This window comes from Photobacterium sagamiensis, assembly GCF_050337085.1.
GTDB classification, from domain to species: domain Bacteria; phylum Pseudomonadota; class Gammaproteobacteria; order Enterobacterales; family Vibrionaceae; genus Photobacterium; species Photobacterium sagamiensis.
The window spans coordinates 44,515-68,344 of record NZ_JAKJSP010000030.1 but is presented as its reverse complement, the minus strand read 5'-3'; the positions used below and the strand labels follow the sequence as shown (position 1 = coordinate 68,344).

The 23,830-nt window shown below is 45.2% G+C and carries 17 protein-coding genes; 9 read left to right on the top strand and 8 right to left on the bottom strand.

Features of this window, described 5'->3' with window-relative positions; genetic code table 11:
• Nucleotides 1–711: 711 nt before the first annotated feature.
• Complete coding sequence (locus L4D76_RS15550) at nt 712–1,149, top strand: hypothetical protein (RefSeq protein ID WP_428441810.1); 438 nt, start codon at nt 712–714, stop codon at nt 1,147–1,149.
• A gap of 371 nt (nt 1,150–1,520) precedes the next feature.
• Here the strand turns inward: L4D76_RS15550 and L4D76_RS15545 are convergent, their stop codons facing one another.
• Nucleotides 1,521–2,726, bottom strand: coding sequence for an ATP-grasp domain-containing protein (locus L4D76_RS15545; protein ID WP_428441809.1), 1,206 nt, complete (start codon nt 2,724–2,726; stop codon nt 1,521–1,523).
• A 279-nt stretch (nt 2,727–3,005) separates the two neighbouring features.
• Between L4D76_RS15545 and ocd the strand changes: the two genes are divergently transcribed.
• Complete coding sequence (gene ocd, locus L4D76_RS15540; RefSeq protein ID WP_428441808.1) at nt 3,006–4,055, top strand: ornithine cyclodeaminase; 1,050 nt, start codon at nt 3,006–3,008, stop codon at nt 4,053–4,055.
• Nucleotides 4,056–4,243: 188 nt separating this feature from the next.
• Here the strand turns inward: ocd and L4D76_RS15535 are convergent, their stop codons facing one another.
• The 4 genes from L4D76_RS15535 to L4D76_RS15520 are packed head-to-tail and all read right to left on the bottom strand — an operon-like array spanning nt 4,244 to nt 8,031.
• Complete coding sequence (locus L4D76_RS15535) at nt 4,244–5,614, bottom strand: hypothetical protein (protein ID WP_428441807.1); 1,371 nt, start codon at nt 5,612–5,614, stop codon at nt 4,244–4,246.
• Nucleotides 5,598–6,914, bottom strand: coding sequence for a COG3014 family protein (locus L4D76_RS15530; RefSeq protein ID WP_428441806.1), 1,317 nt, complete (start codon nt 6,912–6,914; stop codon nt 5,598–5,600). Before L4D76_RS15530 ends, L4D76_RS15535 begins: the two co-directional genes overlap by 17 nt.
• A gap of 28 nt (nt 6,915–6,942) precedes the next feature.
• Nucleotides 6,943–7,386: a putative periplasmic lipoprotein gene (locus tag L4D76_RS15525; RefSeq protein WP_428441805.1), complete on the bottom strand. Its 444-nt coding sequence runs from the start codon at nt 7,384–7,386 to the stop codon at nt 6,943–6,945.
• 21 nt (nt 7,387–7,407) lie between these two features.
• A complete protein-coding gene (locus L4D76_RS15520) occupies nt 7,408–8,031 on the bottom strand; it encodes a CsgG/HfaB family protein (RefSeq protein WP_428441804.1) in 624 nt (207 codons plus the stop codon).
• A 698-nt stretch (nt 8,032–8,729) separates the two neighbouring features.
• Between L4D76_RS15520 and L4D76_RS15515 the strand changes: the two genes are divergently transcribed.
• Nucleotides 8,730–9,893, top strand: a complete 1,164-nt coding sequence (locus L4D76_RS15515) for an alpha/beta hydrolase (protein WP_428441803.1) — start codon at nt 8,730–8,732, stop codon at nt 9,891–9,893.
• A gap of 327 nt (nt 9,894–10,220) precedes the next feature.
• Here L4D76_RS15515 and dsdC read toward each other — a convergent pair whose 3' ends face one another.
• A complete protein-coding gene (gene dsdC / locus L4D76_RS15510) occupies nt 10,221–11,162 on the bottom strand; it encodes a DNA-binding transcriptional regulator DsdC (RefSeq protein WP_428441802.1) in 942 nt (313 codons plus the stop codon).
• Between the two features lie 241 nt (nt 11,163–11,403).
• On the opposite strand from dsdC, the gene dsdX reads away from it, so the two are divergent.
• From dsdX to glgB, 6 genes are all read left to right on the top strand, one after another.
• On the top strand, nt 11,404–12,741 hold the full coding sequence (gene dsdX, locus L4D76_RS15505) for a D-serine transporter DsdX (RefSeq protein ID WP_428441801.1): 1,338 nt from the start codon (nt 11,404–11,406) through the stop codon (nt 12,739–12,741).
• A 20-nt stretch (nt 12,742–12,761) separates the two neighbouring features.
• Nucleotides 12,762–14,093, top strand: a complete 1,332-nt coding sequence (gene dsdA, locus L4D76_RS15500) for a D-serine ammonia-lyase (RefSeq protein WP_428441800.1) — start codon at nt 12,762–12,764, stop codon at nt 14,091–14,093.
• A gap of 289 nt (nt 14,094–14,382) precedes the next feature.
• The gene (locus L4D76_RS15495) at nt 14,383–15,060 is read left to right on the top strand and encodes a TIGR00153 family protein (protein ID WP_428441799.1); all 678 of its coding nucleotides are present in this window, start codon (nt 14,383–14,385) and stop codon (nt 15,058–15,060) included.
• 263 nt (nt 15,061–15,323) lie between these two features.
• Entirely contained in the window at nt 15,324–16,559 is a 1,236-nt protein-coding gene (gene glgC, locus L4D76_RS15490) for a glucose-1-phosphate adenylyltransferase (RefSeq protein WP_428441798.1), read from the top strand.
• A 4-nt stretch (nt 16,560–16,563) separates the two neighbouring features.
• Nucleotides 16,564–18,090 carry a glycogen synthase GlgA gene (gene glgA / locus L4D76_RS15485; RefSeq protein WP_428441832.1) on the top strand — a complete coding sequence of 509 codons (1,527 nt, stop codon included), beginning with the start codon at nt 16,564–16,566 and terminating at the stop codon, nt 18,088–18,090.
• A gap of 157 nt (nt 18,091–18,247) precedes the next feature.
• Complete coding sequence (gene glgB, locus L4D76_RS15480; RefSeq protein ID WP_428441797.1) at nt 18,248–20,428, top strand: 1,4-alpha-glucan branching protein GlgB; 2,181 nt, start codon at nt 18,248–18,250, stop codon at nt 20,426–20,428.
• A 352-nt stretch (nt 20,429–20,780) separates the two neighbouring features.
• On the opposite strand, the gene L4D76_RS15475 is transcribed toward glgB, so the two are convergent.
• Together L4D76_RS15475 and L4D76_RS15470 are read right to left on the bottom strand one after the other, a co-directional pair.
• The gene (locus L4D76_RS15475; RefSeq protein ID WP_428441796.1) at nt 20,781–21,917 is read right to left on the bottom strand and encodes an ABC transporter substrate-binding protein; all 1,137 of its coding nucleotides are present in this window, start codon (nt 21,915–21,917) and stop codon (nt 20,781–20,783) included.
• Nucleotides 21,918–21,957: 40 nt separating this feature from the next.
• Nucleotides 21,958–23,808 carry an adenylate/guanylate cyclase domain-containing protein gene (locus L4D76_RS15470; RefSeq protein ID WP_428441795.1) on the bottom strand — a complete coding sequence of 617 codons (1,851 nt, stop codon included), beginning with the start codon at nt 23,806–23,808 and terminating at the stop codon, nt 21,958–21,960.
• Between the last annotated feature and the right edge of the window lie 22 nt (nt 23,809–23,830).

Below are 23,830 nucleotides of genomic sequence, written 5' to 3'. Positions count from 1 at the left end.
AACAGACTTTTATAAATACATTAATGACATGATCAATTTTCAAATCTCAATACCTTGATAAGTGATGCTTAATTAATTGTTTTGTCGAGTGATTTGTATGGGTTTATCCTGATACAGCCCTCCTGTGTCAGGATAGATATCACCCTCACTAGATAAGTCGCGAGGCTTCTTTAGTTTTGTATATTTCTGACTGTATCCATTTGTAGAAACATTCTGCCTGAGGTGTGTTGTTTAAAATACTCAAGTGATAGGTGCATGTGTATATTTTTTCTAAATAGAGGCACCAGATCACCTGATACCAATTCATTGTGGCAGGTAATATTCTGCCAATACCCAGCTTTCTTCCATCGTGCATAAGTTTAAACTCGAAGCGAACTAGTACCAATTCACACCATATACCAGTGAGTTAAGGGATATCTTACCTCACTGGTTAACTGCTTTCTTACTGAATATCCGAATGGATGTTCGTAAAAACGTTCTTCCCCCCATCCGAACATCACTAAAAGCTGCCAATTGACGTCTCTTTGATATCAACTAATTTTCTGACTAACTTGTTCTATTTTTCCCGCTTTTTTTGAAGTGCATCACACTTTACTATTTATATAAATCGAAACGAAGTCTAACCGTGAAGGCAAAGGGATTACTGCTGAGAGGGAATGACAAGTTTTCAACACTGCGTAAATATTTATCATTAAGATAGTGGAGATAAACATGAAAAATTCTGTACTGACAGTAACTCTATTGGGCCTGATGTCTTTTGGTGCTTCAGCTGCTCAACATAATCACCATGATGACAACATTGGTGATCGCTATTCAAAAGAACTTCGACTGAAAGCCTTTGAAAGTGAAACTCGTTATCAGGTAAAAGTTAGTCCACTGCTGTCAGTAGACCGTGACGATTCAGTATCAACACGACGTGCCACTGAACTTCGTAAGCAAGCATTGGGTGAGCCCGTACGTAATGTTGAGTCATTCGCACAACGTGATCGTGACGAGTCAGTATCAACACTGCGTGCCACGGAGTTACGCTTGAAAGCCTTTGAAGGTAATTCCTTTGCTATGGTGCAAGTTGGTATAACCGGTGGCTATGATTTCTCTTATGACTCTGTAGTCGATGATGCTAATAGTCACTATCGCTATCACCGTTGATCTTCAATGGTGGAGTCTAAGGTCGCATTTTGCGGCCTTTTTCACTTTACGGGCAAAAAAAAAGCTGAGCATCCTGCTCAGCTAAAAGAATAAAGTAAATAATAAATACACATAATTAGCAGTGGTTCGGCTTTGAACCATTGGTATGAGCATAAGCCTGGAATATTGAATCCATGCTGAACATCACATAACTCAATGTAACAGGCGTGATATCTGGTGCGGTATATGACACTTGATAGGTCGATTTTCCATATGTTACAGGGGTATGATTTTGGTTACCTGTAATGCCTGATCAGGAGTCGGCTATCCGTTGATTGGTTCATGGATGAAATTGACCGCTCAGGTTTATAATCCATTCAATAATCATAAGGCTAAATCTCTTGAAATGTAGGCAACCACCCTCCGGGTGACCGAAGATCGAGACGTTCTTTGCAGTTGGAGGCGCGTCCTGAGATCAGAAAGCGTTTCCCTCGATAGGCCCAAACTCGTAAATCGGTCCACAAGAGCTGGTTTTCCTCAAGCCACAACGTCGACTTTTCAGCAACTTGCTGGGCAACATAGTTATGCCCCTTAGCCAGCAGCCTTTGTAAACGATGCCTTCCGACTTCATGGCTATCGAGTACGCCAAGGCTCGCGTGGCCATGCGTGGGTTTAAAAACAAAGTCAACTTTCTGAGCTGCAAGCTGGTTGAGGTTTTCTTTGGTGAGCAGGTGGGTCGGTGGGATATGGCTATTTAATATTGTCCGCTCATCAGGTTGGATCCCGAGTCTATCATCCCAATCAGGCCGGGACAGGTATTCCAAAAGCCGCTTGTCGCTTCGGGTAGTGTAGCTGAAGGGGTTGGGAGTCACATAGACACGTCCTGCCCGATAAGCGTGGGTCAATGGCGTAAATATTTCATCTTGCCATAGAAAGTCGGTAGAGCGATTGATGATAAATACGACGGGCTTTCCATTAATATGAAGCTGCTCACCGTTCCAGTCGAGTAATTCAGGGGAGCCAATCGCGGTTTGCCATCCTTGTTCTTGGATTATCTTTGCCAGTAACTGATGTTCGTGACGAAATTTCCCCGCTTGCAGGGAGTCTGCATCATCAAGGATCAGCAGCAAACCATCGGGTTGTTGGCCGAAAAAAGCTTTGGTTTCGGCGGCGATCATGATTTTTATCTGGCAACAAAGTTGCGTGTAAGAGAGAGGCGGACTAACGGTACGATTATGCCCAGATAAAAATAGATCGTAATACACATGGTTGAGAAGCCCTGCGAACAGGAAACCCGAGCCGTTATCATTAAATTCGATTAGCTGCCACAGGTCAGGTTGTTCCGGCGGCAGATGTAAATCCCAGGCGCTGAAAAAGCAGACTTCACGGCGGTGTAACTGCGCTATTTCCGGTGCATCCCGAAGCGTGGTCTGCAGCCATGCCGGGCGAGTAGTGATCTGTTCAAATACCTCAATGAAACGATCTATCTCATTCAATACATCACTTGGGATAGTTTGGTGCGCAGGTACGGCCGAGAAATCGGCGGGAACTCCAAGAGAAAGGAGTTGTAGCTGAAACTGCTCAGCCAGTTTTGACATCCCGATATTTCCTTCAGACTTTTAACCGTGCATAGCGTTATTAGTAGTCTAGCAGTATGGATCATGCTTTGAGGGAAGGCATTTGAGTGTTCACTTCTTTATAGGAAGGCGCACCGGAAGTGCCAGTCATTTTCAGAGTAGGAAAAATCAATTTCACATAGTTTGTGCTCTCCCCCAAAAAACCAATCATGATGCCAAAATAATATACTACTATGCACTGAGATGCTTATCGATTTAAAATTTTAACCCGTTGTTACTCATTTGATTACGGAGAAGATCATGACCTTATTCTTAGATGTAAATGCCCTTGGCGAATTGGTTAAAAAAACTGGTTCAGCCGAGTTCATGAGAGGTTTGCTTGTGTGTATGGAACAAGACTTTTCTCGCTGGTTAGCATTCGATAAATCGGCCCGCACCGCAGCCCACAGTAATGTGGGGGTAATTGAACTAATGCCAGTTGCTGATGATCTAAATTTCGGATTTAAATATGTCAATGGTCACCCATCAAACCCTGCCTTGGGCTTGTCTACTGTAATGGCTTTTGGGGCGTTGTCTGATGTATCTACCGGATATCCTCGTTTACTGTCGGAGCTTACTTTATCGACAGCTTTTCGCACTGCAGTTGCTTCTGCGATGGCTGCGAAAGCACTTGCTAAGCCAAACTCTCGTATTATGGGAATTATAGGCTGCGGTGCTCAAAGTGAATTTCAAGCAGTTGCATTTCATACTCTTATTGGTATTAATGAACTGCGGATTTTTGATATTGATAAAAAAGCAATGGATAAAGTAGCGCGCCACTTAAGGTTATACCCTGACCTTAAGGTTATCCAAACCTCATCAGCCAAAGAGTGTGTTTTGGGGTCCGATATTGTGACTACTGTTACTGCAGATAAAACCAAAGCCACAATTTTAACGCCTGATATGATTGAAGCTGGTATGCATATCAATGGAGTTGGCGGAGATTGCCCAGGTAAGACTGAACTACATATAGATGTACTTAAAGCTGGCAAAATATTTATTGAGCATGAACCTCAAACTCGGGTTGAAGGTGATATTCAACAATTAGCTGCTGAACATCCTGTGTATCCTATTTGGCGTGTCATCGCGGGCTTGGATGCAGGGCGTGATTCAGACCAGCAAATCACTATTTTTGATTCGGTAGGCTTTGCTTTAGAAGATCTTTCTGTTTTACGTTATGTTTATGATTTGGCGACTAAATTTAATATCGGCGAGACCATATCTTTGGTACCCTGGCTTGAAGATCCAAAAGATTTATTTGAACTAACGCTTAATCCTTACAATAAGGCAGTCGTTAGAAAAAGAGCCTAATATTGAATCCGATCAAATGATGTTTGAGGTGAGCATGGAGTACGCTTACTTTACCTACAAGTGGTCTTGTTTAGGCATCCATGTGAAGTGATGGTCAAGTAAAACAGGCCACCCCTTGATTAACCTTTTTAACCTTTCGCCGCTGCATGATGGTTAAAATTCTTAATCAATAAGGTGGCACATTCGCGTTATAGCTCCGGAGTGGCTAGGTTATATTTGTAAATTTCGCTTATTGATTTTAGGCAGTTATCACTAAACATCGTACACTCCGCACCATGACCCGGACTGAATAAATACATAGAATATGGACCTAATGCATACCACGGGGATGCCGGCGATATTAGTGAGAAACTGATCCCTGCAATGAGCTTACCCTGACTGTTGAAATACCATTTGTTTGGTTGTCCCAAATTGAGCCATGTCTTTGCTAAGTCACCAGCGGGGCTACTTAGCTGCTGGTAATATGGCTTAAGGTCACTTCTGGCAAAAATATCGCCAAGTGTACTTTTCCCTGGGATCAGACTTGAAGGTATGGCAGAGCGATAAACGTAGAGAAGATCAATCTCCTCATCGGATTCGTTCTTTTCGATGTTTGCTAAAATATTTTGGTAAATTTGAAGTTTTTGCTGTTTTAGGTCGCCGAAATCCAAATCACCTACGTGATAGTAAAGTCTATTAAGCTCTGGGTGGTTCTCACTTATATCTAGATAGAGCGGATCGCACGTTGTGCCTCCAGGCGTATGCTCTAAACAATTCTCCCTGTCTATAATAGATCTTGTTTGCAAGTAAATTGCGCTGCTAAGTTCAGATGCGAGATCTTCATCTTGTTCCGGATACAGGGATAAGTCTACGCTGGCAGCGTAAGTTTCTTTCTTAACAACTTTGCCTTCACGTACAACAAAGAATGCTTTGTTATAGTCATAGCTGTTGTATGTTTGTTGCTTGGCTTCAGCGTTTATTTCCACGTCAAACCGACCGTACTCATAAACAAAGATTTCACCGTTGACACTATTTACAATTCGATTGGGTGCACCTAAAACCCATAGCATTTCTGGCAGTGACGAGTCTAATTTGACTGATTGTGCTTTCGCATAATCGAACTCAAGCCCCATATTATAATGAGGGCTCACATAAGGGTGATGCAAATAATAATCTTCTGATGATTGATTATCGAACGGTTTGCTTCGCCCTTTTATATTCTTAAAGTGTTCTTTCTGTCTGGTGACGGCAACTAATTTGCCTTTCTTATACCAAAGGTTGATGAGATATAACTTACGCTCTGTAAAGTTTGAGCCAATTTCACGCTGCTCAAATTCCAAGTGTTCAGAATAATAGCGTTCAATTTTCCGGTGTTTTGTCAACTTAGCCTGAAATTCCGGAACACCCAGCTTGGCATGCACTTCACTTTCAGTCATTCCTTTTACCAGCTTGGTATCTAGTTCGGTACGCGGATTATTAATGGTGGTTTCGTACCAATCTATTTGTGGTGCGCAACCGGTCAATATTACGCTTGTTAGTAGCGCTATAAAGATAGTCAATAATTTATTTAGCTGCGTCATTTTCAACCTCCTGCCACACCTTCGAATTGCCATAAACCGGATAGTTACGAGCGCTTAATTTAAGTTGAACGGCATCCCAGTTACCGAGTTGAATGGTATTGAGACCAAGGTTAGTGGAACGCACCAGCTGACATTTACCTTTGCCTGCTAATACCGTGGTATTTTTTGCAATTCGGTTGTCGTATTGATCAACGAAATTGATATAGCGGAGGGTCTTCTTCGCAGAGTTTCCACTGGTCGTGATATAGAGCCGATTGGGTAGCATTTTCCATTGGCGAATATCGACGCCGGTCCCTATCGCATCGGTAAATTCAGAAATCGCAGCTGTTGCTGCAATCCCGGCACTGGAAATGCCAACCAGACCCATAGAGATAAGGTTAAGGCCAGGGATCAGTTGAGTGACCTGAACAATCCCCATCGCTATACCTGCTAAGTCTTGAGTTGTACCACCCGCCTCAGCCGCAATCTGCTTGGTATTTGCTTTTGCATAGGCGATTTGATCAGCAATACGTGCGCCTCTTGTTCTTGCCTGGTAATAAAGCTCGTCACTGTAGGGCAGAGTTGTTTTTCCATAACGCATTTGGCCAATGGTTAGGCTATCTAAAGGATGTTGCCAATAACGAAGCTCTCCACCTAAGTCAGCACTGTAGTACTTAAAGGGTACAATGCCGCTTTCACCAATAATGAGTGTACGCTTATTTTTCTGCGGTGTTTTAAGTGTCGGATTTAGCTGATGTGCACGTTTAAATGACTGTTCTGAGAGATCGTTGAATCCCGCACATCGGCCAGCCCATCCAGACAGGTATTCTAAAGTCGCAAAGTCTTGCAGAAAGTCTCGGTTTTGACCCATGGAGTCTTGTAACAAACCGCTTTCAAAACTGGCCCGGGCATTTTCATAGTCGTGATTCATCAGATCTAATAAACCACGGTAATAGAATACCATTGCCCTTTCATAGGCCTCGCCCTTAAACGGCTTACGCTTCTCTTCGTACATCAGTTGCCGTGCTTTTTGGGCATCAGGATGTTTACTGTAGACCTTTTCGATACCAACAATGGCTTTGTCAAATAGCTCGGCTGCGAGATCGAAATCTTCAGCATCGAATGCGATTTTTCCGCGCTCCATGTAATACAATACTTGGTTCCTGGCGAACATTTCTGGTTCAAGGTTGTTGTATTGCTGGTCAACAAGCTCTGCTTGCTCTGTGAGTATGTTTTCCACTGCTGGCGTGGCTGCTGAGCACACACTTATTGCCGCTGTCAGTGAAAAAGCAACAGCAGTACGTTGTAATTTTGGTTTCATTGCGCACCTTTAAATATATTGTGAGGCGCTAGCGCGACTCACGAACTTCTATCCGATAATGTTTAACTTCTCGAGTTTTTAATGATGTTTCTCGATAGGTGCCAGACCCGTTAGCGTCAAGAAAGACTCTTTGCCATGCAGATTCATCATCAATCGGCATTCCCCCGTCCCCCAAATACAGTGTGCGCGCTTCTATCGTCGCGGGGGTGCTGGTACGGTTTCGAAATACGGCAACAACCTCTAAGGTTTTTACTGCTGTGCGTTGTGAGCCAAGATATTCAACAGACAGCACGGATTCATCTTCGCTAAAAAACCGTTTATTTTGAGTTTGTAACGATGCGCTGAGTATATGCACTGCATTTACACTCGTTCCAGCGAGATCGTTATATTTTTTGCCTTCAGTAGCAAAGTCTGTCGCCATTGCAGGTGTAGCAATACCTGCGGCCAGCAGAAAACAAATCAACTTGTTCATAAGCCATTCCCTGGTTAATTATTAACGGTAGATAACGTCATCTTGTGTGGATTTTTTAAACTCGTACATGCCGCTCCACACAATGGTTCCGACTTCCAAATCAACCATTTCAAACATGATCTGATGGTAACTAGACCGAGCGTTGGTATTGACGTCTACGGCGTTGAGAGATGATATGCGTCCGACTAGGCGATAATCTGCCCCAGCGGTTTTTCTCGCCGCTTTCAGAGTGCCTTTATCCACTTGCCCGTCACGCTTCATTTTTCTTTCAGCGTTAATCATGTCCAGATTTTCTCGGTTGATAAACGCCATTCGACTCGCTGCTGCTCGGTTTAAATTCATCCGCAGTCGATCCGTGATCATGTTTTTATTGATGCGAGTAGAGCTTTCATTTTTGAAATACTCACTGTCGACCACTACACGCGGAGGAGTAGGCTTGCCAGCTAGAGTTGGGTTAGAAAGCATGTCTCGAGCCATCTTGTCAGTCATAGCGACGATGTCTTGAGATTCCACACCGGTACCTTGCACTAGAGTAGAACTCTGATTAGTTAATTCGTATGTAGTGGGTTGCGCGTTGTAATTGACAGATTGGCAACCTGTAAGCGCAACGGTGCATAAAGCACCAAATAATGTGAAATTCTTCATGGATTAACCCTTTATTATGCAAATAATTAATAGCTCGAGGCTAGATTATATCTTTCGCAAATAATAAAAGGTTCGTACTGAAAGTAATAGATGGATCCGGGTTGATTATTTATCGATCAAAGCCTTGCTTGATTGCGATCAATTAAAAGCTTTTTTTATAAAAAAAGAATGAAGCTTTGACAAATATTGAAGCCATCGTGTAGCTAAAAGTAAGGATATTGTTAATAACCGCACGATAAATAATATTACTGATACTACTTATAAGTCAGTTTCTGATAGCCTAAAAAATATCGCTCTGCTTATATATCCAAACCACCTCAAGATGCAGAGTTCAGCGAGAATTCATTGGCTTTTAGTCAAGGCGGCCATTTGAGTGAATAGTGGTTCTATTTAGAAAATGGTTAACGATTGAACAGATTTTTAAAAAATCAATTATTTTCAATGAGTAATAACAGTCAGGACAATCGCATAACTCTTAATATGATGATCTGATTTATATTCGACTGGCAATATTGATGATGTTCACCTCTGCTCACCTAAGATGTAATCAATATTCAAAGCCCGAGACTTTGATAAGTAATACGAGGGCCTGTTTATCTTTCAACATAATTGTCAGGTTTACCTACAAAAATAGTCTATGGTCAAAATATGTACGAGTGAGTAATGCTCAGCTCATCTGAATGAAGGTATGGTCAAAGGTGTGCAATTGCGATCGTTTCTTATTGCGTCAGTGGTTATTTTTCTTTATGGCATCTTTGCTGACAGCTTGTGTGAGCGACGGCCTCTACCAATTCAATCTTATGCCAGCACCGGACGTGTATGATGACGGCACTGTTGATCCGTTCGTTGATAATAACCCCATAGACAACCTTCCTTATGGCGGCGTTCTGTACGCAACCGACCGTGAGCCTGCGGACGAAGAACACAAAGAAGACTATTACCAAAATAAGCGCGGCCATGTCTTACGTCTGGGGGCTGCACGAATCGAACTCGGTACCGAGGGGCTTACCTGGGAAGAAGCGCGCAAGCTCTCCTTAGCCAAAAACCGTACTGAAAAATATCCCCTGAGGGTGTCGGGGGTGACAGAATTTGGGATTTTGGAAACGACCATTCCGTGGCTATTTGTTGCTCCCGGTGAACTGCCTCCAGAAATGCTTGATGGTGATGAAGAGTTTGTGCAGGCGATCAATGAAAAGCTATCGATATCTAAACGTAAACACGTTTATATTTATGTTCACGGTTATAAAGTGATTTTTGAAAATCCGGCTCTGGTAGCCACCGAGTTATGGCATTTCTTAGGTTATGACGGAGTATTTATTGCCTATGCCTGGCCCTCGACACCAAAGCGCCTAGCCTATGTTTCCGATGTCGAAACAACCGGCTACTCAGCTCACAATTTACGTAAACTTATTGAGTATATAGCGGCTTCCACCCAGGCGGAACAAATTCACATTGTCGGTTACAGTGCGGGAACCCGAGTGGTTGTTACAGCCATCGCCCAATTAGCATTACAGCGATCTCATATGGACAGGGAAGCCATTCTTAACCAGTTACGGTTAGGCCATGTGATTTTAGTCGGCAGTGACTTTGACCGAGGCATTTTCGGTGCGCTTATCAACGACGGTTTCTTGAATGTCCCACAACAGCTCAGCATATACCTTTCAGAGCATGATAAAGCACTAGGCCTATCCAGTTGGATGTTCGCGCAACAGCGGTTGGGTCAAGTATGGAAGGGCCGGAGGCTAAAGCCGGGGGTGTCGAAGTTTATGCGGGAGCATGATGAAATAAACCTAATTGACGTCACTGATGCAGAGAAAGCGGCGAGCGGAAACGGGCATGCTTATTTTCGCAAAAGCCCCTGAGCAAGCAGTGATATTCTTATGACCTTAATGTACGATCTTCGCCCGGAGGAGCGGGGGCTCTTGCGAAGCCATGAGTACCCCATCTGGAGCTTCCCCTCCGACTACATTGACAGGCTAAGGGCCGCAATAAATGAAGCGAGCCCGGAGCTAATGCTTGAATAAAAGAGTCCTTATACTCAAGCTACCCCAAGATGCAGAGTTCAACGGCCACCGTATCGTTGACAGGAAATACTTTCTACTAAAACAGCATTTGTTCCAAAGCCATTAATTATCCTATTAATTCAGCGATATAATTAATGGAGCGGATATTAATTGGGTCTGCATATTTTATGATTCTAATAACATTTCCTTTAACCAATCGACAAATACCTTGATCCTTGGGTTTTGATCTTTGTTTTGGGTAACAACGTAATAATTATGGTGGCAATTTACCTCCAGCTCCGGGAAAGGCTTAACCAGCTCACCGCTTTGTACACGCTTATTGACCAGGGTGTTTCTTCCCATCGCGACACCGGCATGGTTGATGGCCGCGATGATCGATAAATCAGAACGATCAAATCCCATCCCCCGACTTAGCTCTAAATTGCTCAGGCCAAACGACTCAGACCAGAAATGCCACTCATCTGAACCCGATTTATAATCCCATGCCTGCTTGTCATGAAGCAGGGTGCATTGCTCTAATCCCGACGGGTTATCAAATAAGTTGTGCTTTTCTGCGTATTCTTGACTGCATACCGGAACGATAGACTCACTCATCAAATGTTCACAGTTCAATCCTTCCGGCGGCTTGTTATCATAATAAATCGCCAGGTCGATATTATAGTTGTTGAAGTTGATATTTTCGTTACCGGTGAGGATATCTAAGGTTATGGATGGATAAAGCTGATGGAAATCCGCCAGCTTAGGAACGAGCCAGCATTGAGCAATGGATGGGCGGGAATATACGATCAACGAGCCTGATATCTCATTGTTTCTTATCTCTGCGACCTCTTGATTGATCAGCGCCAACGACGATTGCAGCGCCGTATAAATTCTCGCGCCTTCGCTGGTCAGCTTTATTTTACGGTGAAACCGGTCGAACAACTTAAACCCTAATTCACTTTCAAGCCCGTTCACCCGATGGCTAATCGCACTTGGGCTCAGTGATAGTTCTTCTGCTGCCATAGAGAATGAAAGATGACGCGCTGCCACCTCGAACGTATGTAATTTTGATAACTGGTACCCGTTTAGCAGCGTATTTCCTGTTAATGGGATGTTTTTTGCGTACATGAGGTTAACAACAAGTCATTATTGAGGATGATAACAGTACGGCTATCTAATGATTTAATCATTGTTTCATACTATTTTATGTGAAACAGATCGTTCCATAACCCTGCATTTTGAACTTAATCACCCTTTTGGTTCAATCTGGCTCATCTGAAAGTTGAGTATTGATCGTTTGTCAGTCTGATGCCTGAAAGTTTTAATGAGCGCCAACACAGCAGCTCATAATACAAACAAGGACAAGGACATGTACTCAGATATGTGGATATTTGGCACATTAATAAGCTCAATAGCATTAATTGTGTTCACGATTGTAAAACTGAAAATTCACCCGTTCCTGGCATTACTCCTCTCGAGTTTTTTCGTTGGCAGTGTCATGGGGATGAATCCCGTCGAAATGATCAGTGCTATCGAAAACGGGGTTGGCGGTACGCTCGGGTTTCTCGCGGTCGTTATCGGGCTAGGAACCATCCTGGGTAAAATGATGGAAGTCTCCGGGGCCGCAGAACGTATTGGTTTGACACTGCAACGTTTACCTTATGTCTCTGCCGATGTGATCATGGTACTGATCGGCCTGGTATGCGGTATTACCCTCTTCGTTGAAGTCGGTGTGGTACTGCTGATCCCGCTGGCCTTCACTATTGCAAAAAAAACCAATACATCACTTCTTAAACTGGCGATCCCATTGGGCACAGCCCTGATGACAGTCCACTGCATCATGCCTCCCCACCCTGCCGCTTTATATGTGACTAACGCCCTTGGTGCGGATGTCGGCACTGTCATTGTGTACGGTTTTATACTTGGCTTGCCGACCGCGTTAATTGGCGGACCGCTATTTCTTAAGATTGTTGGCAAGCGCCTTCCATTCACCGAGGTACCTGCAGAGCTTGCATCAGGCGAAGAAAGAGATGAGAAAGATTTACCCTCTCTCGGTGCCACCCTGTTTACCATCTTACTGCCAATCGTGCTGATGCTGCTCAAAACAGGCGCTGAACTGAACCTTGAAGCGGAAACTCCCCTTTATACTTTCATTGAATTTATCGGTAATCCGATCACCGCGATGTTTATTGCCGCGCTTAATGCCTACTACCTGCTGGGCCTGAAACAAAACATGGGCATGACGCAGCTACTGGACAAAACCGAAGACTGTTTCTCATCGATTGCCAATATTCTGCTGATCATCGGTGCTGGTGGTGCCTTTAACGGCGTTCTCAATGCCAGTGGCTTAGGCGATGCGCTTGCGACGATTCTTGCGGGATGGCACATGCACCCTATCCTGTTAGCGTGGTTAGTTGCTCTGGTTATGCATGCCGCTGTGGGTTCGGCAACCGTTGCAATGATGGGCGCAACCGCGATTGTTTCTCCTATGTTGGCTTTATATCCCGAGGTATCCCCGGAGATCATCACGCTAGCCATCGGCTCAGGCGCCATTGGTTGCACCATCGTGACTGATTCGCTGTTCTGGCTGGTTAAGCAGTATTCAGGGGCAAGCCTTAATGACACATTCAAATACTATACAACAGCCACTGCTATCGCCTCTGTCGTCGCGCTTGGCGGAACATTCCTGCTGTCGTACATTATCTAATTACAAGAAAGAGAAATATTGTGAATAAAGAACAGATCAAACAATTAGTGTCAGACTTCCCGTTGGTTCAGCAGTTAATCGACCTGAACGAGCTGGCATGGTTTAACCCGGGCATCACAACACTGGAAGAAGGGCTGCCTTATGTGAGCTTAGATCAGAATGATGTCAAAGATGCCAGCGATCGCCTTAATCGCTTTGCGCCATACCTGTGCAAGGCGTTCCCGGAAACGGCTGCAACTCACGGGATCATTGAGTCGGAAATCCAGGCAGTTCCTGCCATGCAAAGTGAACTCAGCACGCGGTATAACACCGGTATCCAAGGAAAGATGCTGCTGAAAAAAGACAGCCACCTTCCTATTTCAGGCTCAATCAAAGCCCGTGGCGGGATCTATGAAGTACTGAAACATGCTGAAGGATTAGCCATCGAAGCTGGCCTGCTATCAGTTGACGACAATTATGAAAAGCTGCATTCCGATGAATTTAAACAGTTTTTCAGTCAGTACAGCATTGCCGTAGGCTCAACGGGCAACCTGGGAATGTCAATCGGCATCATGAGTGCAAAACTTGGCTTCAACGTCAGTGTTCACATGTCAGCCGATGCACGCGAGTGGAAGAAGAGTAAACTTCGTTCACACGGCGTTAATGTCGTCGAATATGAATCGGATTATGGCGTTGCCGTCGAGAAAGGGCGAGAAGAGGCTGCAAGCGATCCAATGTGCTTCTTTATCGACGATGAGAACTCAAAAAATCTGTTCCTTGGCTATTCGGTGGCTGGCGAACGAGTTAAAAAACAGTTTGAAGAGATGGGCATCACCGTCGATAGTGACAACCCGTTGTTTGTCTATTTGCCATGTGGCGTCGGCGGCGGACCTGGCGGCGTTGCTTTCGGGCTTAAATTAGCCTTTGGTGATGATGTTCACTGCATTTTTGCCGAGCCGACTCACTCACCTTGCATGTTATTAGGCGTACATACCGGACTGCACGACAATATTGCCGTTCAGGATCTGGGCATCGACAACGTAACGGCCGCTGATGGTTTAGCGGTAGGGCGCGCTTCCGGCTTCGTTGGCCGTGCCATGGAACGCCTGCTTGACGGCTACGTTACGATTGATGATCAGGAAATGTATAACCTGCTGGGCTTACTCAGTAGAACAGAAGATATTCAATTAGAACCATCAGCTCTGGCCGGTATGGTGGGTGCTGTTCACGTTCAAAACAATACCGATTACCTGAACCGAATGAGCTTTACCGCAGAGAAGATGAATCATGCCACTCATCTGATTTGGGCGACAGGTGGAGGCATGGTGCCGACCGCTGAGATGGAGAAGTACTTAGCCACAGCACAGTGCTAAATCAGATTGCAAAACACGTACTAATGTAAAAAGCCCCCTCGGGGCTTTTTTTGTTTTCACCGTGAAAATGGCAAATCCATTGGGAACAAAGGGTAAATTGTAAAATAATAACATTCTCGATAACCAGATATATAAAGACCAATGCATTGTTTAAAATATCAAGGAGTTATTAAGATTATTATCCAACCCAATCACCGTTGGTCTAAAATATAAATTACAAGGTGACGGATTTTTATCGCGAAGCTGATTGGATTTTTAACACAAGAATAACACTTCGTTGGATTATATTATGACAAGAAATTTAATACTGGATGTCTTTGCTAAATCGCCACTGAAACCATTAGAGAAACATATTCGGCTGGTGGCTTCGTGTTGCAATCAATTGAAACCGTTTTTCCGTGCCTGTGTTGAAAATGAATGGGAAAAGGCAGAAAAGATCCGCAAGCAGATATCGGAACTGGAAAAAGATGCCGACCAGCTAAAGCGCGAAATTCGTCTCGAATTACCTAACAGTTTTTTTATGCCGGTACAACGAACTGATGTGTTGGAACTACTCACTCAACAAGACAAAATTGCCAACAAAGCCAAAGATATTTCAGACCGGGTAATAGGCCGTAAATTACAAATCCCAGATGAACTATCAGAACCCTTTTTTGATTACTTAAGCCTCTGTATTGATGCTACCGAAAAAGCAGCAGATGTGATCAATGAACTTGATGCCTTGTTAGAAATGGGCTTTAAGGGGCGCGAAGTTGATCTGGTTGAAAAAATGATCAATCAACTCGATAAAATTGAAGATGGCACCGATTCTATGCAAATTGAGTTACGCCGTTCTTTATTGGCTATTGAAGCTGATTTAAATCCCGTTGATGTCATATTTTTATACCAAATCATCGAATGGGTAGGTGAACTTGCCGATTTAGCTGAACGTGTTGGCGCACGTTTGGAAATTATGCTGGCTCGATAATACAAGCTCCCCAAACCAGATAAACACTTTTATTTTATGCTGTTAGCGTCATTTTAACCCTCCATGAACTCTGCATCTTAAGGTGGTTTGGGTATAAATCCATTTGCAATGGCTCATTGTGTGAAACATTTGCACAGCTAAAAATAGCCTGCGATTTCTGTTTACAGAACTTCACCTTTATTAATTTTACAGTTCAAATTAAATACATCATATGATATAAACTCATATGATGTATACGCGTTGCGTATGCACGAAACAGCATAATGATAAGGGAGCATAGGATGTCTGGCGTTTTAGGAATGATACTGGCGGGTGGCGAAGGTTCTAGATTACGTCCCTTAACGGAAAAACGTACTAAACCAGCAGTCCCATTTGGGGGGAGTTATCGGCTTATCGATTTTGCATTAAACAACTTTGTTAATGCAGATATTCTGAAGATATATGTACTGACTCAATTCAAGTCTCAGTCATTGTATGTCCATATGAAAAAGGGCTGGAACCTGACTGGTATCACAGACCGTTTTATTGACCCTATCCCGGCACAAATGCGTATGGGCAAACGCTGGTATGATGGAACCGCTGATGCTATTTATCAGAATATTGGTTTTATTGAACAGGCTGAGCCGGACCAAGTCTGTATATTTGGTAGCGATCACATCTATAAAATGGATGTGAAACAAATGCTGGATTTCCATCAGGAAAAAGAAGCTGAACTGACAGTTTCGGCCTTGCGTATGCCTCTTAACGAAGCCAGTGCCTTTGGTGTTATTGAAGTTGATGAAAAAGGCTGCATGATTGGTTTTGAAGAAAAACCCGCTAAACCTAAATCTATTCCGGGTGATCCTGACCATGCCTTGGTTTCAATGGGTAATTATATTTTTGAAACTGGCACTTTGTGCGCCGAATTAAATGAAGATGCGGCTAACGAAAATTCCAGCCATGACTTTGGTAAAGACATTATTCCTAAGCTATTTCCGCAGGGAAAAGTGTTTGTTTATGACTTCAATTCAAACATTATCCCTGGTGAAAAAAATAATGGCTATTGGCGTGATGTAGGTACCATCGAAGCGTACTGGCAAGCGCATATGGATCTGCTTTCTGAAGATGCCCCTTTTTCACTGTATAACCGCCAATGGCAGCTACATACTCATTACCCGCCATTACCACCCGCGACGATTCTTGATGCCAACAATTGTAAGATAGATATTAATAACTGCATGATTTCAGCAGGTAGCTATATTCGAGGCGCAAAAATTCATCAATCGGTACTAGGCTTCCGCACCAATGTTGATCACAACAGTACGATTTCTGAATCTGTCATTTTGGGTGATGTAAAGATAGGTGCAAACTGCATAATTCGTCGTACGATTATCGATAAAGATGTGCAGATTGCCCCGGGTACTGTGATTGGTGTGAATATTGAAGAAGATAAAAAGAAATATCACGTATCTGACGACGGAATTGTCGTGATCCCGAAAGGAGCGAAAATTGGTTACTAAGAAGTTGGCTACTAAAAAGAAAGCTGTGCCAAAAAAGCCACTTAAGATTTTATTTGTTTCATCTGAAGTAGAGGGGCTGGTGAAAACTGGCGGCCTCGCCGATGTTGCAAAATCTTTGCCTGCCGCTTTAAAGCTGATGGGGCACGATGTTCGAATTGTAATGCCGCTTTATAAGACCGTAACAGGTCGTGATCAGGCAGTTTCGTTACTATCAACAGAACTATACGTTGAACCGCAGCCTGCAGCCGTTGATTATCAAGTAAAACAGTTAGCAAGTGGCGATGTGCCCGTTTATGCGCTGGATGCACCGCAGTACTTTGATCGTCCGGAATTGTATGCCGAAAATAATCAGGCATACCCAGACAATGGTGAGCGTTTTGCCTTCTTGAGTGCGGCGGCACTGGACATGTGCGAGAAAGTCGGCTTTCAGCCGGACATTATTCACTGTAACGACTGGCATGCCGGCCTGGTGCCTTTCTTACTGAAAACCCGTTATGCTCAGAGTGACTTTTTTGCTAATGCGAAGAGTGTGATCACTATTCATAATGCGGTATTTAAAGGTATTTTCAATTACGATCAGTACAGTTTGATCCCTGAATTGATTCAACACCGTTACATAAATGCTGAAATAGATCCTTCTCATATCAGTATGCTAAAAGCGGGGGTTGCTTATGCTGATAAAGTGAATGCGGTGAGTCCTAACTATGCCTCAGAATTGCTGACTCATATCGGCTCACACGGTATGGACGTTGACTTTCAAAACCGAATCAGTGATTTATATGGCATTGTGAATGGCTGTGATTATGGCGACTGGAATCCGGAAACCGATCCTTATATCAAGCAGAAATTCAAAGCGAATAAGATCAGTATGGCTCGGGGCAAAAAGGCCTGTAAAAAAGATTTGCAGCAGCAGGTAGGTTTGCCGGTCGTTGATCTTCCGGTGTACGGCATGGTCTGTCGCTTAACCGAGCAAAAAGGCATCCATTATCTGATCCCGATTTTAAAAGACTTCCTGCTCAATGAGGTTCAGGTCGTTCTTGTTGGAACCGGCGATCCGGCATTGGCGTCGGCGTTACGTCAAATTAGCGAAGCGCATGCAGATAAATTCGCATTTGTTGAGGCATACAGCAATCCATTGGCTCACTGTATTACAGCCGGGGCTGACTTTTTTATGATGCCTTCTGAATTTGAGCCTTGCGGCCTGAATCAAATGTACAGCTTGGCGTATGGTACATTGCCTATCGTTCGAGGGGTTGGCGGATTAATTGATACCGTTATTGATTATGACGAGAAACCTCAAGTCGCGACCGGATTTATATTTAGCGATCCGACCCCAGAGGCTCTGTTGATTAAATTGCAACGTAGTCTTCTGCTGTACAGCCAAAAGCCACAGGAATTTAAACGCTTGCAACAAAATGCAATGGCATGCCAGTTCAGCTGGCAGGAATCTGCACTGCAGTACCTTGAGATGTATCTTGATGGCTACGTGTTGCCATCCGTTGCATCGACAGAGTCTGCATCCGGCGTTTAATAACCTGTCCGAACTTCTTTAAGCCCTCATAAGAGGGCTTTTTGAGGTTCTATCGCAATCAAGATGATGTCTTGGCCCATCAGGAAATTATCGATTGACTCGACGCTTAGCATAGATGCGAGCAAAAGCTCTTCAGTGATCAGTAAGGAGTAATTCGTTGAACAGAGAAACACAGGGTGAAAAGGAATACGGCCAGCTAGAAAGAGCCGCATTTTCAGACCCATTTTCATTTCTAGGACCACAATACAATTCTGAAGAGATCTCACTTCGCGTATGGATGCCAGGCGCTGAAAAGGTTGAGGTGGAAATCGAATGTGGTGAACGTTTCAGCATGGAACGTGAATCCACCAGCGGTTTTATCCTCAAAGGTGAAACAGACCTGACCACTGCTAATTATCAGTTGCATGTTTGTTGGCCGAACGGCCAGCAATCGATTAATGACCCTTATCAATATCATCGTATTTTGCCTTCTGACGAGGCGCTTTTCACCCCGTCACAAATGTACAATGAAATGGGTGCCCAGCTCATCACACTGGAAAAAGCAGGCCAGCGGGTTTCAGGCGTTCGTTTTCTGGTTTTTGCACCAAATGCTTCTGCTGCCAGTGTAGTAGGAGAATTTAATGGTTGGGATGGCCGACGTCATCCCTTACAACGCATGGATCATGGCCTGTGGGGATTATTCATTCCCGGGCTGGCAGAAGGGGAGTGTTACAAGTTTGAGCTGAAAGACAGCGCAGGCAATGGCTTGCCACATAAAGCCGATCCATGGGGTTACCATGCCGAACAGTACCCGTCTTTCTCATCGCTTGTTTTTGATCAGGCCAAGTACAAGTGGCAAGACCGGGCATGGCAAAACCGGGAAGAAGCACCAAAGCACCAACAGCCGCTCTCTTTCTATGAGCTGCATGCAGGGTCATGGCGCAGAAATGAACACGGTGAATTTCTGACTTACCGGGAGTTGGCACAAGAGCTGATCCCTTATTTGACCGATATGGGGTACACCCATATTGAACTGATGCCGGTATCAGAGTATCCGTTTTATGGCTCTTGGGGCTATCAACCGATAGGCCTGTTTGCCCCTACCAGTCGCTTTGGCTCACCGGATGATTTCAAGTATTTTGTTGATGAGTGTCACCAGGCCGGTCTGGGTGTGGTGCTTGACTGGGTGCCGGCACATTTCCCGTCCGATGATCACGGTTTGGCAAACTTTGACGGTACCCCATTGTTCAATGACCCAGATCCGCGTCGTGGCTGGCACCAGGACTGGAGCAGCTATATCTACGATTATGGTCGGGATCATGTACGCCGTTTCCTAGTGTCGAATGCGCTGTACTGGTTTGAGCATTTCCATATCGATGGCTTGCGTGTTGATGCCGTTGCCTCAATGCTTTACCACGATTATTCCCGCAAGCACGGTGAATGGATCCCCAACCAGGATGGCGGTAATGAAAACTATGATGCCATCAGCCTGCTGAAGTGGATGAATGAAGAAGTTTATCGCCATTATCCCAATGCGATGACCATTGCCGAAGAGTCTACAGCTTTCCCCGGTGTTTCCAAACCAACCGCGATGGGCGGTTTAGGCTTTGGCTTTAAGTGGAATATGGGGTGGATGCACGACAGCCTGTCATACATCAAAGAAGAACCTGTTCACCGCAAATACCACCACAATACCATCACATTCCCAATGATTTACGCATTCAGTGAGAATTACGTCTTGTCGCTTTCTCACGACGAGGTGGTGTACGGCAAAGGGTCGATGCTGGATAAAATGCCGGGGGATGAGTGGCAAAAATCCGCTAACCTGCGTGCCTATATGGGGTATATGTACGGTCAGCCGGGTAAAAAGCTGAACTTTATGGGGGCCGAAATTGCCCAGAGTGCCGAGTGGAACCACGATGGTCAACTAGAATGGCACTGGCTGCAATATCCTCGCCATCAAGGGACGCAAAATTTAGTCCGAGATCTAAACCGGTTGTACACCAGTGTTCCGGCACTGTATGAGCTCGACTGTTCGCCGGAAGGTTTCCAATGGCGAGTACAAGATGATGCCGAGCAAAGCGTACTGGCCCATGAACGTTTTGCGCTCAATGGTGACAAAGTGTTGGTGATCAGTAACTTTACGCCAGAACCGCGCAATGGTTATACCCTGGGTGTGCCGGAGAAAGGGCAATACCGCCTCGTACTCAATACGGATGCCACCTGTTATTGGGGCAGCGGTTATGCTGTAGATGAATACATTGAAGCGGTGGAAGAGCCAAGCCATGGCCTGCCGTATTCCGTCAAAGTGACTTTACCGCCGTTATCAACCCAATTTTTGGTATTTAGCAAAAACTAAATATCCAATAAATAATCAAGACAAAGCCAGTGGAGCAATCTGCTGGCTTTTTTGTACGCTGAAAAAAAATAGCATAATACCAAATCCATTAATTATCTGATCAATTCAGCGAGAGTTAAAATCCTTTTAGACAAGGCGAGAAATTGAAAATCTAGTGGCTCTAAATTGAAATTTATTAACGTAGTATAAAAGGATTTTAAACTCGCCCAACGGGAACGCCACTGGAAGCCAATTTCTGTGTCTAGCGATTTCAAAAGAGATCCACTCTTCTATCAATCGCTATCCTTGAACTTGACTCCCAGTGGTGTTCTGAATGGGTAGATAATTAATGGAATTGGTATACCCTGAGCCGTCAGGGTTCAACCCGCATACTGAATGAAAATTCGCCTTCCTTTACCTCAAGCACCACGGCACTTTTGATCGGATCACCGGAATCACGAAACTCAATTTTCCCTGTGACACCGTCATAAACGTCAAGATTGTTGAGCGCATCGCGGATCCCTTCAGGCTCCACCCCGCCATGACGTTTCGCCGCCTCAAATAACATCCCGAAGGCATCATAAGTCAGGGCTGCCACATCATCCGGCTCCCTGTTGAACGTTTGACGATAGCGAGCCCTGAAGTGCATCGTCTCGTCATTAGTAGTATCAACCGCATAATGCGTGCTGAAAAAGGCCCCCTCAATCGCATCACGCTCAGCTTCCGGTATTTGAGCCCAGCTATCACTGCCGAGTAATTGAGCCTTGATCCCCAGCTCTCTTGCCTGACGGGCCTGACCTGGCACTTCATTGTAGTAATTGGGCAAAAACAGCACCTCGGGTTCGGCGGCCTGGATCCGGCGCAGCTGCTTAGTAACATCCTCCGTGTCACGGGTATAGAACTCAAAGGCGACTATCCCGCCCCCCAATGCCTTAAAGGCTGTCCTGAAAACCTCAGCCAGATTGCGGTTATACTCACTGGAGATATCATACAGCACGGCTGCCTTTTTAAACTCCAACTCGTCGTAGGCGAAACTCGCCATCAGTTGCCCCTGAAAAGTATCAACAAAAGCGACACGAAAAACCCAGTTTTTATCCCGGGTTGTTTCCGGGTTCGTAGACCAGGGGCTGATCATCGGGATCCCAGCGTACTCGGCGTATCTGGCCGCAGGGATCGCGTTACGGCTGGCCTGAGGGCCAACAATAGCACTGACGTTTTGCTGATTGATCAGCCGCAGAGCGGCACTGATAGCCTGCTCGGCTTTATCCTGATTATCTTCAATCAGCAGTTCCACCCGGTATCGTTCATTGTCGATGATCAGACCGCCGCGGTCGTTGACTTCCTGAACAGCCAGTTTCGCAGCCTCTACCGTGGCCTGTCCCACTTCCGGAATATGACCGCTTATCGGCGCAATCAGGCCGATCCTGAACTCTTTGAGACTTGACGGCTGATCGTTACAACCACTCAAAAAAAGGCCGGCAAGTATCAGCAAGGTGTTAATTAACTTCATATATGTATCCTTAGTTCAAACCCTGCATAACAAAAACAACCTAACTGATCGCCTCTTCCTTACGCCCTTTCAAAATATAGGTGTGCATTTGTCCTTTTCCTTTGATGCCTATCATCCCGCGATCGGAAAATACGAACTGATCCCGCAAGTGTCTGTAGGTGGCTTCGGTGATTTGGATCCCCCCTTTCAGCCCCTGAGACTCCATTCTTGACGCCGTATTCACCGCATCTCCCCAGATGTCATAGACGAACTTTTTCGTGCCAATCACCCCTGCCACCACAGGCCCGCTGTTAATTCCAATGCGCATGCTCAGATCGCTATCATGTCTTCGGTTGAAACACTCAATCACCTCCATCATGTCCAGTGCCATCTCGGCGACCACCTGGGCATGATCATCTCGCGGGATGGGGATCCCGGCTCCAACCATATAGGCATCCCCGATAGTTTTGATCTTTTCCAGCCCCCGCTCTTCACTCAAGCGGTCAAACTCACAAAATATTTCGTTGAGCAACCCCACCAGCTCCGCTGCAGACAGTTGGGCGGACATGGGGGTGAAGTTGACGATATCAGCGAATAAAATGGTGACTTCGGCAAAGCTGTCCGCAATAGTATCTTCGCCTTGCTTGAGACGTTCTGCAATCGCTGCTGGCAGAATATTAAGCAATAGGTGTTCCGACTTTTCCTGCTCCGCGGCTAAATCGTCAAGAGTACTTTTAAGCCGCTCGATCATAATATTGAAGTTTTTCGCCAGCACCCCGGTTTCATCCTGAGTCAGAACCGGTGCAGTCTGATTGAGATCCCCGGCGGCGATTTTCAAGGTGGTATCCGTCACGGCCAGAATAGGCCGGGCAATCCGAGCGGCAATCAGGTAAATCCCGATACTCAGTACCCCAACCGCCAACAGGCCAACGCTTAGGATCATCCCGCCAAGACGGTTGGCAGGTGCCAAGGCTGTGGAAGCCTGAATTTCAGTGATCAGCGCCAGGCCCAGATTGGGAAGCCAGCGGTAACTGCCAATCACCGGTACATTGGTATAGTTGTTATAGAGTCCCGCTCCGTTTTCCCCCTTCAGGGCCGCTTCAATACCCTGGCTGTGTACACCCCGCGGGTAAGACTCATCGCCAAAGCGTTCGGCTGAAATAAAACGGTTGTGAGCATCAATCAAATAAGCCTCGCCGCTTTCCCCAAATCCGGTTCGCCTGCCGACAATCTCGACCAGAATCGACAACCTGATATGGGCTGCCAGCACGCCAAGAAGCTCTCCTGTCGGGCTCAGAAGCGGAGTCGACACCGTCAGGGTCGGTGCGGCGGTCTCGGATGCCGGATACACCTGCTGCAAGTAGGTTGCCTGCCGCCCTTTGGTGAAATACTGATCGCTGAGCCGGTATTGCCCCTCATGAGACGGATCCGTGGAGAAGAAAACCCTGCCGCCAATATTTGTCAGCAGTAAAATTTCTGTCAAATCAGAGGCGCTCGCTGAACCATAATCAAGAAACGTGGACAAAAACAAGACTTCGGCCAACTCTAAATAGGCAGCCTGGTATTGAGCAGAATCAAACTCCTTCGACAATAGTGAGTCAGCAGCTTTGCGTAGTTCATCAAGCCCGGCAATTTTCGTCGCAATAGCGACCTGCTCGGAAATAAACCGGTTAATCTCGAACTCTTTATGATCGGCAATAACCTCAAACTGCGCGATCGCCACCTCCTTTTGAGTTTCAGCAGAAAGAAAATGCGTCACCGCCGCCAGCGCAACGACAACCAGTACTGAAACCAGCAAGAAGTAAACCGTCATCCGCGCCTTCAGGCTCTTTTGCAAAAGCCCCATTGGAATCCCCCTGAAAAACAAATAAAAAATGCTCCGCACAGAGTCAGTATAGACTTCAATACCCATTTTTTGAGCTAACCTAAATATA